The sequence below is a fragment of the Streptococcus sp. ELY_90 genome (genome assembly GCF_058314475.1).
In genome coordinates this window covers 68,414-85,406 of sequence record NZ_JBZFUJ010000004.1, presented here as the reverse complement: position 1 = coordinate 85,406, position 16,993 = coordinate 68,414, and the positions used below count along the sequence as shown (strand labels likewise).

Below are 16,993 nucleotides of genomic sequence, written 5' to 3'. Positions count from 1 at the left end.
CCTATAAGTTATAAACTCCTAGAATAATATATCATTTTTAGAATACTGTCAAGAACAAACTTTTTCTATAGGAAAACTTACTTTCTCAGTCCATACTCACTTAGGATATCCGTGCCTGATGCAATGCACTTGGCACCCTCCTGAATAAGGTGGTGGCAGCCGTCTGAGCGTCCGTCTAAAATATTGCCCGGAACAGCAAAAACATCCCGGCCTTCTTCCAGTGCCCGCTCGCAGGTAATCAGACTGCCTGAGCGTGTTTTTGCCTCTGCTACTACAACTCCTCGGGAAAGTCCGGCAATAATGCGATTGCGCTCCGGGAAATGGTATTTAAGCGGCTGACTGTTGGGCTCGTATTCTGATAAGATCAGATGATTTTTTGCAATATAACTTTGCAGCTGGCGGTTCTCTTTTGGATAGTATCTATCCAGTCCGGTACCGATGACGGCAATAGTCGCTCCGCCGTTTTTCAGGATGGCTAAATGTGCAGCAGTATCAATCCCGCGTGCCAGACCGCTGACAACAACAAAGCGATTGTCCAATTCACGCACAATTTTTTTAACGGAATCGACACCGGTTTTGCCGGCATTCCGAGAACCAACTACAGCAAGTTTAGGTCTGCTCATGAGTTCCAAGTCCCCCTGATAAAACAAAAGAACAGGCGGGTTGTAAATACTTTTAAGCTCCAAAGGATAGTCTTTATCTAATATAGATAAAGACGGAAAACGATTGAACTCATCGCGCAGCTCTTTGCTTTTGAGATTTTTATAGAGCTCTATAAAAATCAACGGCTCCTTACATTTGGAAACAACTGCCATATCACGCAAAGACAGAGATTTTTCTTTCTTTTTCTGATAAGCAAGAATATTTAAGATATTAAGGTTGGTCAGCCCCGCTTTTTTTAGTTTAAATAGTTGAAAATTATCCATTTTATACCTCGCTATTTAAACTATTCGAAAAAGGAGTGGGAAAGAACCTAAAAATTGAAAATTTTGGTTCTCACCACTCCCTAGTTTCAAGGTGGTGACCTGAAACGGTCTCTCCCCAGACCGTTTCACTCCCACCCCCGCACAGCTCAAAAGGTCTGGGGGACCTTTTGAGGTTGGAAATAAGATGAACGATGTTCATCACATTTGTTTAGGTTTTCCGCTTTGGCCTTGTGGCAAAAGCAAAGCCAGCCAGCAGTGGTTCATTGGTGATAAAGCACCTAATGAACTATGCAGGAGTAAGACTTCTTGGCCTAGCCAACAAGTCTTACTCCCAACCACTGCGTCAAGAGCTTATTCCAAAACAGGAATATTGGGCGAGTTTTTACACCGCCTCTTAAGATTATAATTTTTTAATAATTCTTGCAGGATTGCCGGCAATCAAAACATTGTCACCAAATGACTTTGTGACAACACTTCCTGCTCCGACAACAACATTATCACCCAAGCTGACGCCTGGTAAAACAGTTGCTCCGCCGCCTATCCACAAGTTGTCGCCGATTGTAATCGGAGCACCGTATTCCAGGCCGGAAATACGTTTTTTGGCATCCAGCGGATGCAGAGGGGTTAACAGCTGAACATTGGGACCGATCATCGCATTGTCACCGATACGAATCTCACAGACGTCAAGAAAGGTACAGTTGAAATTAGCATAGAAATTTTCGCCAACATGGATATTGCAGCCATAATCACAGGCAAAACGAGGCTCAACCATAATGTTGCTGCCGGTCATTCCCAGCCAGTCTTTGAGCAGTTCCTGGCGCTTGCTGCGGTCAAGCTCACTATTAAAGACCGCCATTTTTTCACGCGCTGCTAACCGCAGCTGTTTCAATTCGGCGTCACCTGCATCATAGAGCTGCCCGGCCAGCATTTTCTCTTTTTCTGTCGTCATGTTGCTCCTTTATTTCTCATAACTACCCACAAAAACAGCTCTTTCTTAAAGGCAGCTATTGTTGATGTATCATACTCTTAATTGGCTCAAAACTTTGCCGGTGAAGCGGAGTTACTCCTCTTTCCTGCAGCCCCTTTAAATGTTCCTTGGTTCCGTAGCCGGCATTTTGAGCAAACCCATAACCCGGAAATTCCTGATCGCAGGCTGTCATCATACGATCACGCGTAACCTTAGCAACAATAGAGGCCGCTGCAATAGAGAGTGATTTGGCGTCTCCTTTGATAAGCGAGGTTTGAGAAATGTCAGTACTAAGTTCCATCGCATCTATCAACAGATGCTGGGGCCGAACAGAAAGCTTCTCTACTGCCTCCAACATGGCTAATTTAGTTGCTTCATAAATATTGACTTGATCAATCACACGGTTTGACTGACTGCCAATGCCTATTGCAACAGCATGTTTGACAATATCATTGTACACAGCCTCATGCTTAGATTTTGGAATTTTTTTGCTGTCATTAAGCCCTCTTATCTTACACTCAGGCGGTAAAATAACAGCGGCAGCAACAACAGGACCTGCCAAAGGCCCTCGGCCAACTTCGTCAATTCCGGCTATAAGCTGACACCCATTTTCATAAAGCAGCTTTTCATAAGTTAGCATGCGCTCCAAACGCTCATTCTCTGCTTTTTCGGCCTGAATCTGCTTTTGCCGCTGCCTTACTGCCTGCTGAACGCCCGAGCGCTGATCTGTTGCCAAAGCCTCAAACAATTCATCCTCTAAGCTGTTAACCGCAGCTAACTGCTCTTTGATTTCTTTAATCGTCGCCATCTAACTCACTGACCTCATCTAATGTGTATCTGCCAAATTTACCATCACGGACTTCCTTGACAAAAAGAGAATAAAAGCGGTCATAGTCATCACGAAACCCCGTTTTTTGTGTCAGAGACATGATCATCTCAGGTGCTGCTTCACTTAAATCAATTCCTTTGAAACGGTCTTTCAAACGTTCCGGATAATTGTCTTTGAAATAATTAAGACCAAAAATCGTGACATCATCCATGGGCAGAAGATTATCCTTGATTGCCCCTGTCAAGGCCAGCTTAAGTCCTACCTTTTCGTCTTCAAACTTCGGCCAGAGAATGCCGGGCGTATCTAAAATTTCCAAATCTTTATTAGATCGAAGCCACTGCTGACCTTTTGTAACTCCCGGTTTATTGCCGACTACTGCTATTTTTTTACCGGCCAGGCGATTCATCAGCGTTGATTTTCCGACATTGGGAATACCGATAATCATCGTCCGCAAGGTTTCTTTTTGAATACCGCGTTCACGCAGTTTGGCAATTTTAGCGGCCATCAGTTGCTTCGCCGCTTCGCCTACTTTTTTAACGGCACTTTGTTCTTTAGCATTAATAGCTAGAGTTTTAATTCCCTGATTTTCAAAATAATCTTGCCATTCTTTGGTACGGCTGCCATCTGCCAAATCTGCCTTGTTCAGAATCATGAGCTTAGGCTTATCCCCTACAATTTTAGTCAGCATAGGATTTTGACTGGAAAAAGGCAAACGGGCATCTACTAGAATCGTAACAAAATCAACATGTTTGATATTTTCCTGCACTTGCCGGCGGGCTTTAGACATGTGACCCGGAAACCATTGAATAGTAGCCATAGTGTGTTTTCTCCTTGTTTTATAAGCTTTTTGCAGCCTAGTTCATTATTTTTTTGATGTGTCGAGCAGTTATTGGGTAATATTGGAAGAGTGAAAGTATTTCTCGATGCTGTGTTCTATTTTACCATTTTTCTTGCGATTGTGCTTGCGGCTCACAGTATTCTTTGCACCCTTCCAGCAGAAAAACGATAGTTAATATATTTTAAAATACAAAGCAGTCACGCTATTGCGACTGCTTCCTTCTTGCTTATAAAATGCTGCACCAGAGAGGTCAAGAAACTCATTTTTCTTCTCTGATACTGTATTGGTAAGGAATTTCAAGATTTTCTCGCAGAGTTTCTCCTTCATAGTCTTTATGGAAGATACCTCGTTCTTGAAGAATTGGCACAACCTGTTCGACAAAGGCACGTACGCCATCGTGGGCAAGGTCTGGTACGATAGAGAACCCATCTGCTGCACCAGCTTCAAACCACTCCTGTAAGAAGTCTGCTACATCTCTTGCCGTTCCAACGACTACAGGGTGATAATTGATGACACCGTGTGCCAGAGTATCAACTGGTGAGTAACCTTCTTTCAAAACCTCTAAGGCATGAGGCGAACGTGGGTCATGCCTATTGGCACGCGCCATTTTCAGCCAGCTTTCCGGCAGCGGCTGATAAGGATCAATTTCTTGAAAGTTAAGACCAACCATAGCTCCAAGATAAGCAAGGCGCCGCGTCAATTCTTCCTTATCAAATTCCAGCACTGCCCGGCGGCGGGCAAGTGCCTCTTCCTTGCTGCCTGCGATGGTAAACATAAAGCCTGTAAAAACAGTGATATCATCAGCCGAGCGACCGTAAGCAACGGCACTTTCTCTCAAAACATCTCGATACTCTCGTGCTTTTTCGATAGTGAAAGGATTAGCATAGACACCAGAAGCAAACCGGCCGGCTAAACGCACCCCTTCAGGACTTGGCCCAGCTTGGAAAATCGGCGGTTGGCCTTGCTCAGAGGACGGAATAGGGAGAGGTCCTGCTGTTTGAACGTAGTCCCCCTTGTAGCGGAGAGGTTTGATTTGATTAACGTCTGCAAACTGGCCGGATTTCTTATCATGAAGATAAGCCTTTTCTCCCCAAGATCCCCAGAGTCCCTGGACAGCTTCAATCATCTCATGTGCCCGTCCGTAACGCTCACGGCTTGATTTCAAATGTGTCCCAAAATTTGCTGCTGTCGCTAGTGTTGATGTTGTAACGGCATTCCATCCCACACGGCCATGACTGATGACATCCAGTGCCTTTAAATGGCGGGCAAGATTGTAAGGCTCATTAAAAGTCGTTGAAAAGGTGCCGACAAGACCAATGTTTTTAGTAGCTCTTGCAACCGACGCCATTGCAACCAAGGGATCCATGGAATGCATAGGCGTGTCGCGGCTGATGTCGTTGGCAAGAGCAGGGGTATCTGCCATAAACAGGGCATGGATTTTACCTGCTTCAGCTAGCTGCGCCATCTCAACATAGAGGTCCATATCCGTGTAAGCATCTGCTCTTGCTTCCGGCAGGCGCCAGGTTTTAAATTCACCGTCGTAGCCTGACACCATCTGCAAGACAATTTTCATTTGTTTTTGCTTTGTCATACCTATACCAAATCCTCAATCCCAGACATGAGTTTATCCATGATTACCGCTACAGGTTCAATCTTGTCAATCATGGAAATGCCCAAACCAAAGGATGCAAAGCCCTTGCTGAGGTCTCCAAAGAGCATGCCGTCACGCATACCGTTATAGCCGCGCTGTACTTCAAAAATCTCTTCTTCACTGGCTCCTGCTTGGCTCATTTTCAAAAGTTTATCAGGAATTTCTCCCGGCAACGAGCGGTAATAAGCTGGGACTGTACGATAAAGCAAGAGATCTGCAGCATCCGCTTTTAGCGCCATATCTTTGATATTTTGTGCCAAAATAGATTCTTCTGACATCATGAAAGCTGTACCGACATAGAGACCTTCTGCACCGAGAGCAAAGGCTGCGCGGGCAGTGCGCGCGTCAGCAATCCCACCAGCTGCCATCACCGGCACACGGCCTTTCGCAGCATCTACAATCATTGGAACGATTGAGAAAGTTCCGATAACCTTGGTGGGAACTGTACCGCCTTCGTCAAAGCCGGTCGCTACAACAATATCTGCACCGCCTTGAATGGCTTCTTCTGTGTTTTCGGCAGTTGGTGTTTCCGCACGGAAAACAACCTTAATGCCTTTTTCTTTAAATTTAGCAGTCCAGTAAGCCGAAAACTCTCCCACCATAATAGCGACTTGGACATTCTCTTCAGCCATGAGGTCAAGCATCGGACCTGTAAACATATCGGTCAGCTCACTGCCCGGTGCTACATTAATGCCTAGCGGTTTGTCAGTAATCTGACGCGCAATGTGGATCTCACGGCGCATGTTTTCAATCGTTTCTTCGACAGTTGTCGCTGCCACTTTCTGACCGGCGCTGATGCCCAGTACCCCAAGGCCTCCTGCTGCACTGACTGCACCGGCATAACTACCATTGGTCAGCCAAGCCAACGGTCCTTGAATGATTGGCTTTTCAATCCCCAGAATTTCTGTAATACGATTTGCCATTTGTTTTCTCGCTTTCTTTGTGGTATATTATTTATATTACAATTGTCATTTAAAATCGTCAATAAACAGCTTTAAACATTCTGTCACTTACATGACAGAAAAGAAAGGACTGTCACTTTGAAACAAGACCTACGCTTTGAAAAAACAGAAAAAGCCCTTCAAGAGGCTTTCCTGATCTTATTGCAAAGCAAAGATATCTCTAAGATATCTGTCAAGGAGCTGTGTGAGCTGGCACAGGTTTCTCGCAATGCTTTTTACCAGCATTATGAGACAAAGGAGCATCTCTGTGAAAGTATGCTTAAAGAGATTCTTCTTTCTATCGAAGAGGCCTGCCGGCCTCTCGTCAAAGACTTGACGACGATCACAGAAGCTGAAAGCCGGTTGTTTTTGGACAACATTCTCCTTGCTGTTGAACAGCACCGTTTTATTATTTACCAATTACTGACCAGCCAGCCTGCCGTTTTTTCAGCGGCTTTTCATGAGATGCTGGTCTCTGCCAATCTGCAGTCCGGTAATAGTATCGGAAGTGTACCTGACAGTTCCTATATACACATTTTCTCTGGAGGAATTGTTGCCTTTGTCAGCTATTGGCTGCTGCAAACCAGCCTCAGCCTTGAAGAAGCTCAGGAAAAACTCTACGACGTTTTGGGGCAGCTTAAGACTGTTTAACTCTTGCTCACTGCTATATCACAAAAACGGCCGCTCAATGACAAGCAGCCGTTTTTAGCAATAGTTAAAGACATCAGCTTTTTTGGCAAGTATTTAGCTGATTAGAAAATACAGCCAAGAACGATTTATCTGCTTTCTTTGACTGCTGCTGTTCGAATAACTTTGACGCCGTTTTGCAAGTTGTCACTTACCGGACAGCGCTGGTCCATAAAGTCAGAAAAAGCATCAATTTTGTCCTGAGGCTCATCTGTCACAAAATGTGTTGAGTAACGAATTTCCTGAAAACCGTTGCGAGCATCAGACAGTCCCATAAAACCTTCCGGATCAAGATCGCCTTCAACTTCTATCCAAAATTCATCATAGCTGAAATTTTGGGATTCAGCAAACGACGCACAAACAATTGATTGGCAAGCACCAAAAGCACACAATAAAGCTTCGACAGGATTCATTCCTGTATTTGTTCCTCCAAGTTCTTCCGGTTCATCTAAGACAAATTTGAAACCACGTGCATCGGCTTCTACCTGCAAGCCGGATGCTGTTTTTTTAGCTGTAACTTTAAATGTTTCTAACATAGTTTTTGCCCTCCAGACAATTTTATAATTGATGTGCTTACCTAGCTTGATTATAGCGCTTTCAGCAATAATTAGCAATTATTCAGAAGCCGTGCTTTTGCACTATAAAAATCAGCTGTAAGCTCAGGCTTACAGCTGATTAATGATAAAACAAAGTCCTAAAACCAGATATAAGACAAAGTCCTTATTTCGTTTTTTCTTTTATCATAAAGCAAAACCTCCTAAAGCCGCTTCACTTTTTTATTATAGCATGGAGCTTCTTTCCATTAGATTTTCTAACCGCATTTTAAATCTAACTTAAATAATATTTTTGTAAAAAAAAGGACAAAATCAATTTCTTAGAGAATACTGATTTTGTCCTGAACTCTTCTTGTATTATTTGAGCTGTTCAAAATGCAAATGCACATTGATATGGTCGCCATAGCCGTTTCGTTCCAAATCGCGCTGAAGGCGGTAAGAAATATAATGTTCGGCAATATTGATATAACCGGCATCCAGCAAACGATGCTCCACCAAAGACTGAATCATACTGATTGTCGGACGCTCTATGTGAGCTTCTTCCAAATCGACGATAACCTTTTTTGTCACCTGTGCCAAGTCCTGACGCAAAGCATCATCTAATGCGTAAACCGTCTGAGCCGCTTTAAGGATAGCTTGATAAATTTTATCAGGATCAAAGTCAACAACCTGTCCGCTTCGTTTGGTAACTTGCATAGAAACCTCTTTCTAAAATTCGTTCAGCGCTTTTAACGTTTATATTATTATCTAAATTGTTTGAATAATTGTCAAGTCTTTTAACCTGAACAATCCTTCTTCGGGTCAAAAGACAAAGCATGAAAAAGCTCTGATTCTTGCAGCAAATCCATTAAACACTACTCTGTCAAAGAACAAAGGGAAAGCAGAACGCTCCCCCTTAACTTTCTAATTTTCAACAATTTCAATAATACGTTTGGCTTCTTCTTCTGTACAAGCTACAAGCGGCAAACGCAGAGGCCCTGTTTCAAAGCCTTGATGATTGAGCACAGCTTTCACAGGAGCCGGACTGGCAACCGAGAAAAGAGCCTTCACTTTTGGCAGGAACCGGCGCTGAATCTGTGCAGCTTTTTTAATGTCACTGTTTCCAATCGCCTCAACCATATCAAACAGCTCATCGCCATTAGTATGCGCAGCCACACTGATAACACCGTCTGCTCCCAGATTAAGGGCATGGAAGGCTTCACCGTCTTCACCGGTATAAATCAAGAAATCATCTGGTTTGTTCTCAACTAAATATGCGATAGTATCAAGATCAGTACATTCTTTCACCCCGATGATATTGGGATGCTGAGCTAAGCGCAGCATGGTATCTGCTTCAAGCTTTGTAACCACACGTCCCGGAATATTATAAATAATAATGGGGAGATCACTGGCATTGGCAAGAGCTGTAAAATGCTGATACAGCCCCTCCTGAGTCGGCTTATTATAATACGGAACAATAGCGAGTCCGGCTGAGAACCCGCCGAATGCCGCAACTTCTTTAGCGAAATTAACAGAATCACGCGTATCGTTTGTTCCGACACCGGCAATCAAAGGCACCCGTCCTTTAACAATCTTTTGGACAGCATCAAATAACTCTAATTCTTCATCATGGGTAAGGGTCGGACTTTCAGCTGTCGTTCCAGCCAGAAGAAGCCCTTGGGTATGATGCGTAAGCAAGTGCTCAATAAGTTTTGGAAGAGCTGCAAAATTGATAGACCCATCTTCGTTAAACGGTGTCACAAGTGCTGTAATAATTTTGGCATCTTTAAAATCGGTAATTGACATAACCTCTCCCTTTCATGTGTGTAGCGATTAGTTTGCGGCTTTATTTGAGTTCAAACTTTAATTCGGCAGTAGGATGTACCAAACCGCGGTCATGAAGGCTTTCAGCAATCTGAACTGAGTTCCAAGCCGCTCCTTTGAGCAGGTTGTCCGAAACAACCCACATATGAATACCCTTTTCGACATCTAAATCTTTACGGATACGGCCGACAAAGGTTTCACGCTTGCCGACAGCATTAACTGCCTGAGGATAAACTTGATGGTCGGTATCATCTTCAAGAACTGCACCCGGAAACGCTGCAATTGCTGCTTTAACTTCCTCAATCGGTGCTGTTTCTTTTGTTTCAATATAGACAGACTCAGAATGCGAGAAAAGAACAGGAATACGAACACAGGTCGCTGAAACAGCAATAGAATCATCTTCCATGATTTTCTTGGTTTCGTTGGTCATCTTCATTTCTTCGTAAGTATAGTCATTGTCGGTAAACACATCGATTTGCGCCAGAGCGTTAAAAGCAATCGGATAGTGCTTTTTATCACCGCCGGACGGCAAAATATCTGCATGGAGATCTCTGGGTTCAACACCGTCATTGACAACTTCTTTGATTTCTCGAACCGTCTCATTGATGGCTGACTGGCCTGCTCCTGATACAGCCTGATAAGTTGAAACAATAACCCGTTCAAGTCCCCATTTTTGACGGACCGGCTCAAGTGCCACCATCATCTGGATTGTTGAACAGTTAGGGCAGGCAATAATACCGTTGTGTTTGTCCATGGCATGAGCATTGACCTCAGGTACAACCAAAGGAACATCAGGATTTTGACGGAAATGGGATGTATTGTCCACAACTACTGCGCCAGCTTTAACTGCATAAGGAGCAAATTTAGCCGAAACAGAACCGCCGGCAGAAAAAAGCGCAATATCAACTCCTTCAAATGATTCTTCGGTTGTCAGCTCAACAGTAATGTTTTGTCCTTTATATTGCAAAACCTTGCCTGCAGAGCGCGATGATGACAAAAGACGTACTTTGTCAATCGGGAGCGTAGACTGCTCCAATTGTTGAATCATACGAGTTCCAACGGCACCTGTAGCACCAACGACAGCAACTGTGTATCCCATAGTCTGATTTACCTCTTTGTTATTATTCGTTTAATAGGTTTAATTATACTACTTTTCAGTTAAAAATAAAACCCTGTAAAGGCTGAATTTGAAATAAAAGGAGCAAGATCAGCCATCTGAAAATCATAACTGCTGTCTCGCTTCTGCATATAAAATTACTCTTTGGGCAAACTGACAGACTTTAACAGCTTTTTGTCTGCAGTTACCGATAACGGGAAATTGCAAACAAAAAGCCGGGATATCAAAATCCCGGCTTTAAAAGGCACCTTATCAAAAGATGTGACAAGCAGGTTCACACAGCTTGCCAAGATCCGCTCCTGCGTTATGATCTCCTTAGCGCGTGTGGCATAGCCACAATCGACTCATCGCATATATTTATTGTAACACAAGAATAGTGATTTGCCAAATTTTACAGAAGCGGAGCTACCAATTTAACAACGACACCAATTATTTTGGTAGAAATTTTCTCTTTTCTAAGAGTTGATCGCGTTACCCGTCTTGATTGCTTAAGTGTCTCCTGAAAATCCCTCTCTACATCAACGATGCAGTCTGTCTGATACATATAGGTGGCACATTCAAAATGATGGTAGAGACTGCGATAGTCAAGATTAATTGTTCCTACCACTGCTTTGATACCATCAGCTACAAAAACTTTGGCGTGCACAAAACCGGGTGTAAATTCGTAAATCTTAACCCCTGCATCCAACAGAGCGGGAAAATAGCGTTTTGCCAAAGCATAAGGTACCTTTTTATCAGGAATACCCGGCATAATAATTTTGACATCAACACCGCGTTCTGCAGCGAATTTCAGGGCATGCTCTAATTCGCTGTCCAAAATAAGGTAGGGGGTCATAATATGGACGTAGTCTCTGGCTTGATTAAGGATATCAATATAGACATTTTCCCCCACTTTTTCATGATCAAGCGGTGAGTCGCTGTAAGGAATGACATAGCCGTTTGCCGCCACCTTATACGAATTTTTCACATAAGGCTCAAAATAATAATCCTTATTGGTCGTGGACCACATCTGCAAAAACATCAAAGTGAAAGAAGCTACTCCCTCTCCCTCCAGCATAACAGCCGTATCTTTCCAATAACCAAAGCGGTTAATATGATTGATGTATTCGTCTGCAAGATTTATTCCGCCATTAAAGGCAACCTTGTTGTCAATAACCAAAATCTTGCGGTGATCACGATAGTTATAATAGGTAGACACAAAAGGTGAAATAGGAGAAAATACCTTAGCGTTTATTCCGATTTTCTTCAGCCTTTTGACATAGTCAAAAGACAAGGTTGACAGCTCCAGCATGCCGTCATACATGACACGGACCTCCACGCCTTCTTTGGCCTTTTGTTCTAAGATGGAGAGAATCTCTCCCCACATCAGACCTTCAGCGATAATAAAATATTCTAAAAAGATAAATTTCTCTGCTTTTAGGAGCTGTTTTTTCATCTCTTCAAATTTCGACTCTCCATCAGGAAAATAGGTGACCTTGGTATTTTCGTAGACAGGAAAACCGCCGCTTCGGTGAAGATACTGAGCTAGATTATAGGTTCTGGCATGGCTCTCCTTCAGCCGGTCCAGAATTTCCTGATCATGCTGAAAATAAGGTTTAATCGCCTGAGTTGACTTTTTCATAAGCGTTTTCAGCTCTCGATAGCCCCAATCCTGCTTCGTATAAATTAAAAAAAGTGTCCCTAGAAACGGAAAAGGCAGAATAACCAAAAGCCAAGTAATGATAGAAAGCGTATCCATCTGACTGTTAACCAGATAAAGCACGGCTCCTGTCATTAAAATGACTTCTACAATTTCCAAGTGCAGTCTGTAGTGACTGAACCAGAGAAAGGTAGACAGCAGCAGAAAAATTTGAATCAGAAATAGAATAATAATAATTGTTGCTCGGCTAAAAACCCCTCTTAAAAGTCCTTTTCGGCCCTTTTTCAATAACCTTTTGGCTGTATTGTTACTACTGATAACATAAACCTCCTTAGATGATTATTAAGCTTATTATATCATAAAAAACCCTGTCTTAAAAAAGACAATTCCTGCAAAAATGACTTGTGAACAAAGCCAAAGTTTGAGTTTTCATCAAAAAAAGCAGGAACTATCAGTTCCCGCCTTATTCATATCTTTGATTAACGGCGTGTTCTATAGAAGTAAACTCCTGCTACTATTACAATAACAATCCCAATAGCAGTCAGCCAAAGACCGGCTTGCTCACCAGTGGATGGCAGGACAAGTCTTACTTTCTGCTTAACTGTTTCTTTAGAAGTCGTTGTTGCGTTTGTCGTCAAAAGACCTTCTGACGTTGTCGCCGTTGCTGAGTTGCTTGTTGTTTCTTCTTTTGCAGTCGTTGTTTCTGCCGAAGTTGTTGTTGATGCATTGCCTGTTGTCGTTGCGGCTGCTTCGGTAGTCGTACTGTTTTCCGTTGTTGTCGTCTCTGTAGCAGTGCTGCTTTCCGTCGTAGAGGCTTCAGTTGTTGTCTCAGACGAAGCCGAAGTCGTTGTTTCAGCGGCAGTTGTTGTCGTTTGCAGCTCTCTTCTTTGTCTTGAGCTGGCTTTGCCATAAGCAGACTCAATGCGGGCGTAGCCAACTGTATCAGAATAATTTACGTTATTTCCAGAAATTGCAATGGTGTTGGTCATATCATTACCAACCGACTGTGATTTAGTCAAACGTGTATTATAGGAAATAAAGATAGCATTATTGGTCGTACTGCCAAAGGTATAAGTAAATCCAACCGCTGAACCGGTGTTATTTGTTTGATAAGAGAGATTTTTAGAAAAATCTTCTGCATAGGGCCTTGAAGCAGCCTCATCCAAACTGTCTACATCATCACCTTCAATATATTGCAAGCGCGCAGCCAGCAAAGATTCTTTGACAATTTCCTGACCTTCACCAACAACGTCCGTTAAAGTAAGATTATCAATCGCTGCCTGTTTGCTGTTGATCAGTACTTGCCAATGAATAATACTTGGATCGTTAGGATCTTGGTAACCCGTTTTATAAACAGCAGGACTTACTGGTACAACCTCTTTTTCTTCAACCGTAGTAGTATAGGCTACCCCGTTGTAGGTGAAATTAAGCGTCCCCGGAGTTGTTATGTTGTCATGATTGACCTGTACGTTGAAATTGAGTGACATCTCCTTATCAAGAGGAAGCTTTTCAAAAATATCTGTAAAGGTCACAGTTACCTCTTGTGTTACCGGATCAGTAACCGCCTTGCCGGCCAGCTGACCGCTGGAATGCAAAACATCAAAGGTCAGAGCTGTAGTAAAACGCAATTGTTCCGGAAGTTTTAAAGTCAAGGTATCACCAGCTTTAATACTCACCTCATCCGGAAATGTGATGCTGTTACTGACTGCCAACGGTTCCCAATAGCGAATAGATGAATCAGCAGAAAGCGGTGTACCGTCTGACTTGGTAACTGAAGACGTATTTGCATAATTGGTAACTTGGTCAGCTTTTACAGTTTTTGTCATCCAAAAAGCTCCTACTAAAATAGTAAGAATTGAAACTAAGCTTAAAAGTTTCCATTTCATTTTCATAATAAAAAGAATTTCTCCTTAAAAATTTTCGTAGAATATTTCAAAATGTTATATCTACATCACGTATTTTAACATAAAAACATTGTTTTTAATAGAAGAATTCTAAATGTCGTTAATTTGTTATTTTTAAAAAAATTCTAATCTTTTACTAAAGAAATATGAAAACACATTGATACATCTGCCCTTTCAATTTTTCATCTTCTCATTTTCGAAAGTTGTTTTCTAATTTTAGCAACCCCTTTCATGAGAAAAGAACGAACACACTGTTTTCTTTCTCAAAACGATAATTTTGCCTTTTAATATAAAATAATTTACTCATATTTATTATTTTATATAAAAATATAATTGACAGTTTATTATTTAATTTATATAATATAGTATAAAATAATTGACAACAAGGTAATTGTACTATGCCCAAAAGAATTTCGCATTCTAATCAAAACATCAAGCGATTACAGGTTAATCTTTCCTCTCTTCGAAACATCGCCAATTGGACTGCCGAAGATTTAGCAAAAAGGATTGGTGTTACAAAGCAAACCATCAGTAACCTTGAAACTTCTGACGGAAAAACCAATCAAATGAATCCTACTCAGTACCTGGCCATTCGTTCAGTCATTGATAATGAGATTATCAGCAGCGAAAATCCTGTTCTGCGCGAATCAATGAATTATCTCTTCAGTCAGAAACACAGTCTGGAGATAGATAGCGAGACCACAATAATGCAGGATTTAAAAATTGCCCAGCTTGGTGCTGCCTCCAAGGCGGCCTACCTTTCCCAGCCTAAAAACAGTGAGCAGACAGAATTAGAAAGAAAGGCAATGGCTGCTTTTGCTCTGCTTCCTTTGACAACTTCAATTTTGGGTACTTCTTCTGCTGTTTATAAAACTTTTTCATTTTTTAATGATATTATAAGTCAGTAATTAAACACTGTAGATACATCATAAAAATGCCGGGATAAAATCCCGGCATTTTTTAAACTACTTTTACCTGTTTAATCATAAAGACTCGCTCCATTTGTTTCGATGACTTTTTTGTACCAATCGAAAGATTTTTTCTTATAGCGTTCCAAGCTTCCGGATCCGTCATCATTGCGATCTACATAGATAAATCCGTAGCGTTTGCTTAATTCTGCCGTAGAAGCTGAAACCAAATCAATCGGTCCCCAAGTTGTATAGCCAAGCAATTCTACTCCGTCTTGCAGAGCTTCTCCAACCTGCACCAGATGTTTTTGCAAATAATCAATTCGATAGTCATCTTCAACTGTAGGTCCATCCGGACCTTGAACCAGAACATCCTTAGCACCTAAGCCGTTTTCAACAATAAAGAGCGGCAGCTGGTAGCGGTCGTAAAAATCATTGAGCACCAAGCGCAGGCCAACCGGATCAATCTGCCAGCCCCATTCGGAAGCTTCCAAATAAGGGTTGGCAATGCCTCCCATGATATTGCCGCGGCCGCTTTCATAGGCTTCAGGATTGTGTGCTGCTGCCACACTCATGTAATAAGAAAATGAAATAAAGTCAACTGTATTTTCCAGCATTAATTCTTTATCCCCGTCAGCAAACTGTATCTCTATATTATTTTCCTTGAAATAGCGCTTAATATAATTTGGATACTTGCCGCGTGCGTGCAAGTCACTGAATAGATAATTTTGGTTTTCAAATTCCCGAACCGCTAATTGATCAAGCGGATTGGCTGTCATTGGATAGGCAGGCATGGCAAGCACCATACAGCCGATTTTAAAATCCGGATTGATTTCATGGCCGACTTTAGTTGCTAAGGCTGATGCTACAAGTTCATGATGAACTGCCTGATAAAGATCTTGTTTGCTTAATTTTTCAGGGTCTGTCATAATGCCGCCAGACATAAAAGGAGCATGCAAAACAGAATTAACCTCATTAAAAGTCAACCAGTACTTAACCTTATCTTTATAACGTGTAAAAACGGTTCGGACATAGCGTTCATAAAAGCCAATCAGGTCCCGATTAGCCCAACCGTTGTATTTGCGAGCTAAGTGCAAAGGGGTTTCGTAGTGAGACAGTGTGACTAAAGGTTCAATGTTGTACTTTGCCAATTCATCAAAGACCTTATCATAAAAAGCAAGTCCGGCCTCATTCGGTTCTTGATCATCGCCGTTTGGAAAAATACGTGTCCAAGCAATCGACAGCCGAAAAACCTTAAAACCCATTTCTGCAAAAAGGGCAATGTCTTCTTTATAGCGGTTATAAAAATCAATTCCTATTAATTTAAGATTGTCCTCTGTCGGTTCATCCGTAATTAAGGGACTTGACGATCCGGGCTGAGCAACACCTCCTTTAGGCGTCACATCTTGTACTGACAAACCCTTGCCGTCTTGATTATAAGCACCTTCAAATTGATTAGCGGCTGTAGCGCCGCCCCATAAGAATCCGTCTGGAAATGTGTAAGGCATAGTGAGTTTCCTTTCAAGTTTTGATACTATTATTATATGATTTTTAGAAGAGAGAAGGCTGACACTATCTTTGGAAATACTGATACTATGCTTTGATATTCAAAAAAACAAGAAAAGCAGTCTCAACTTTAAATTTTGATTCTCTTTTCTTGTTATTCTCTGTCTTTTTTTGCTGCTACAGCAGCTGCTTACTTATAGATAAATAAAAACAGCTTGAACTTGCGGTGTTATACGGCGCCAATTAAGAATTTTAGGCTGTGGCATTTCGCTGATGATGAAACTTCCGTCACTGTTGAGATATTCTACAAAAGCAAGATGATCCTTTTTATTTCCATCTGCATCGTCTCTTAAAAAACAAGCGACAGCTCCGACTCTGGCTGCACTTCCTACGGAGCAGCCTTCTTGCTGAGCCTTGTCAGCCCACTCATCAGCTTCACCCCAAAGGGGACTAATGGCTTTACCTAATTGGGCACAACGATTATAAATATACCAAGCCGCCTCACCTTCAGTATAGGGATTGCCTTCACTGCTCATTTTGACTGTATGTTCATTTGGCAAACTATAAATCAATTGTGCTTCCTGCCGGCTGTTTAGCCTGGCATTGTAAAAACCAGTTAAAATAATGTCCTTTTTGTCCACTTTCGTTTATCCCCGTTTGATGCTTTATCATGCAATGTCTTATACTAAAAATTATATCTGCAAATATTACAAAAGTCAACAA

At 42.0% G+C, this 16,993-nt stretch carries 16 protein-coding genes; 2 read left to right on the top strand and 14 right to left on the bottom strand.

The window, feature by feature from the left end:
- Positions 1-77: 77 nt before the first annotated feature.
- From dprA to AC4HAF_RS03760, 6 genes are all read right to left on the bottom strand, one after another.
- Positions 78-926: a DNA-processing protein DprA gene (gene dprA, locus AC4HAF_RS03785; protein WP_491096734.1), complete on the bottom strand. Its 849-nt coding sequence runs from the start codon at positions 924-926 to the stop codon at positions 78-80.
- Positions 927-1,326: 400 nt separating this feature from the next.
- On the bottom strand, positions 1,327-1,875 hold the full coding sequence (locus AC4HAF_RS03780) for a sugar O-acetyltransferase (RefSeq protein WP_491096733.1): 549 nt from the start codon (positions 1,873-1,875) through the stop codon (positions 1,327-1,329).
- A gap of 55 nt (positions 1,876-1,930) precedes the next feature.
- Positions 1,931-2,701 carry a ribonuclease HII gene (rnhB, locus tag AC4HAF_RS03775; protein WP_491096732.1) on the bottom strand — a complete coding sequence of 257 codons (771 nt, stop codon included), beginning with the start codon at positions 2,699-2,701 and terminating at the stop codon, positions 1,931-1,933.
- Complete coding sequence (ylqF, locus tag AC4HAF_RS03770) at positions 2,688-3,539, bottom strand: ribosome biogenesis GTPase YlqF (protein WP_491096731.1); 852 nt, start codon at positions 3,537-3,539, stop codon at positions 2,688-2,690. The genes rnhB and ylqF overlap by 14 nt, the downstream gene beginning before the upstream one ends.
- Positions 3,540-3,819: 280 nt before the next feature.
- Complete coding sequence (locus AC4HAF_RS03765) at positions 3,820-5,151, bottom strand: NtaA/DmoA family FMN-dependent monooxygenase (RefSeq protein ID WP_491096730.1); 1,332 nt, start codon at positions 5,149-5,151, stop codon at positions 3,820-3,822.
- Between the two features lie 2 nt (positions 5,152-5,153).
- Positions 5,154-6,134 (bottom strand): NAD(P)H-dependent flavin oxidoreductase, encoded by a 981-nt coding sequence (locus tag AC4HAF_RS03760; RefSeq protein WP_491096729.1) that lies wholly within the window; start codon positions 6,132-6,134, stop codon positions 5,154-5,156.
- A gap of 117 nt (positions 6,135-6,251) precedes the next feature.
- On the opposite strand from AC4HAF_RS03760, the gene AC4HAF_RS03755 reads away from it, so the two are divergent.
- On the top strand, positions 6,252-6,803 hold the full coding sequence (locus tag AC4HAF_RS03755) for a TetR/AcrR family transcriptional regulator (RefSeq protein WP_491096728.1): 552 nt from the start codon (positions 6,252-6,254) through the stop codon (positions 6,801-6,803).
- 125 nt (positions 6,804-6,928) lie between these two features.
- Here the strand turns inward: AC4HAF_RS03755 and AC4HAF_RS03750 are convergent, their stop codons facing one another.
- From AC4HAF_RS03750 to AC4HAF_RS03725, 6 genes are all read right to left on the bottom strand, one after another.
- Entirely contained in the window at positions 6,929-7,375 is a 447-nt protein-coding gene (locus AC4HAF_RS03750; RefSeq protein ID WP_491096727.1) for an OsmC family protein, read from the bottom strand.
- A gap of 375 nt (positions 7,376-7,750) precedes the next feature.
- Positions 7,751-8,089 carry an ATP cone domain-containing protein gene (locus AC4HAF_RS03745; protein ID WP_491090502.1) on the bottom strand — a complete coding sequence of 113 codons (339 nt, stop codon included), beginning with the start codon at positions 8,087-8,089 and terminating at the stop codon, positions 7,751-7,753.
- A 207-nt stretch (positions 8,090-8,296) separates the two neighbouring features.
- Positions 8,297-9,178 carry a 4-hydroxy-tetrahydrodipicolinate synthase gene (dapA, locus tag AC4HAF_RS03740; protein ID WP_491096726.1) on the bottom strand — a complete coding sequence of 294 codons (882 nt, stop codon included), beginning with the start codon at positions 9,176-9,178 and terminating at the stop codon, positions 8,297-8,299.
- Positions 9,179-9,218: 40 nt separating this feature from the next.
- The gene (locus tag AC4HAF_RS03735; protein ID WP_491096725.1) at positions 9,219-10,295 is read right to left on the bottom strand and encodes an aspartate-semialdehyde dehydrogenase; all 1,077 of its coding nucleotides are present in this window, start codon (positions 10,293-10,295) and stop codon (positions 9,219-9,221) included.
- Between the two features lie 409 nt (positions 10,296-10,704).
- Entirely contained in the window at positions 10,705-12,240 is a 1,536-nt protein-coding gene (cls, locus tag AC4HAF_RS03730; protein ID WP_491096724.1) for a cardiolipin synthase, read from the bottom strand.
- Between the two features lie 191 nt (positions 12,241-12,431).
- Positions 12,432-13,844 carry a collagen binding domain-containing protein gene (locus AC4HAF_RS03725; RefSeq protein WP_491096723.1) on the bottom strand — a complete coding sequence of 471 codons (1,413 nt, stop codon included), beginning with the start codon at positions 13,842-13,844 and terminating at the stop codon, positions 12,432-12,434.
- A 410-nt stretch (positions 13,845-14,254) separates the two neighbouring features.
- Here AC4HAF_RS03725 and AC4HAF_RS03720 point away from each other — a divergent pair, with 410 nt between their 5' ends.
- Entirely contained in the window at positions 14,255-14,764 is a 510-nt protein-coding gene (locus tag AC4HAF_RS03720; RefSeq protein WP_491096722.1) for a helix-turn-helix transcriptional regulator, read from the top strand.
- A gap of 71 nt (positions 14,765-14,835) precedes the next feature.
- Here AC4HAF_RS03720 and AC4HAF_RS03715 read toward each other — a convergent pair whose 3' ends face one another.
- Together AC4HAF_RS03715 and AC4HAF_RS03710 are read right to left on the bottom strand one after the other, a co-directional pair.
- Positions 14,836-16,272: a glycoside hydrolase family 1 protein gene (locus tag AC4HAF_RS03715; RefSeq protein WP_491090510.1), complete on the bottom strand. Its 1,437-nt coding sequence runs from the start codon at positions 16,270-16,272 to the stop codon at positions 14,836-14,838.
- Positions 16,273-16,464: 192 nt separating this feature from the next.
- Positions 16,465-16,911 (bottom strand): CHAP domain-containing protein, encoded by a 447-nt coding sequence (locus AC4HAF_RS03710; RefSeq protein ID WP_491096721.1) that lies wholly within the window; start codon positions 16,909-16,911, stop codon positions 16,465-16,467.
- Positions 16,912-16,993: the final 82 nt, after the last annotated feature.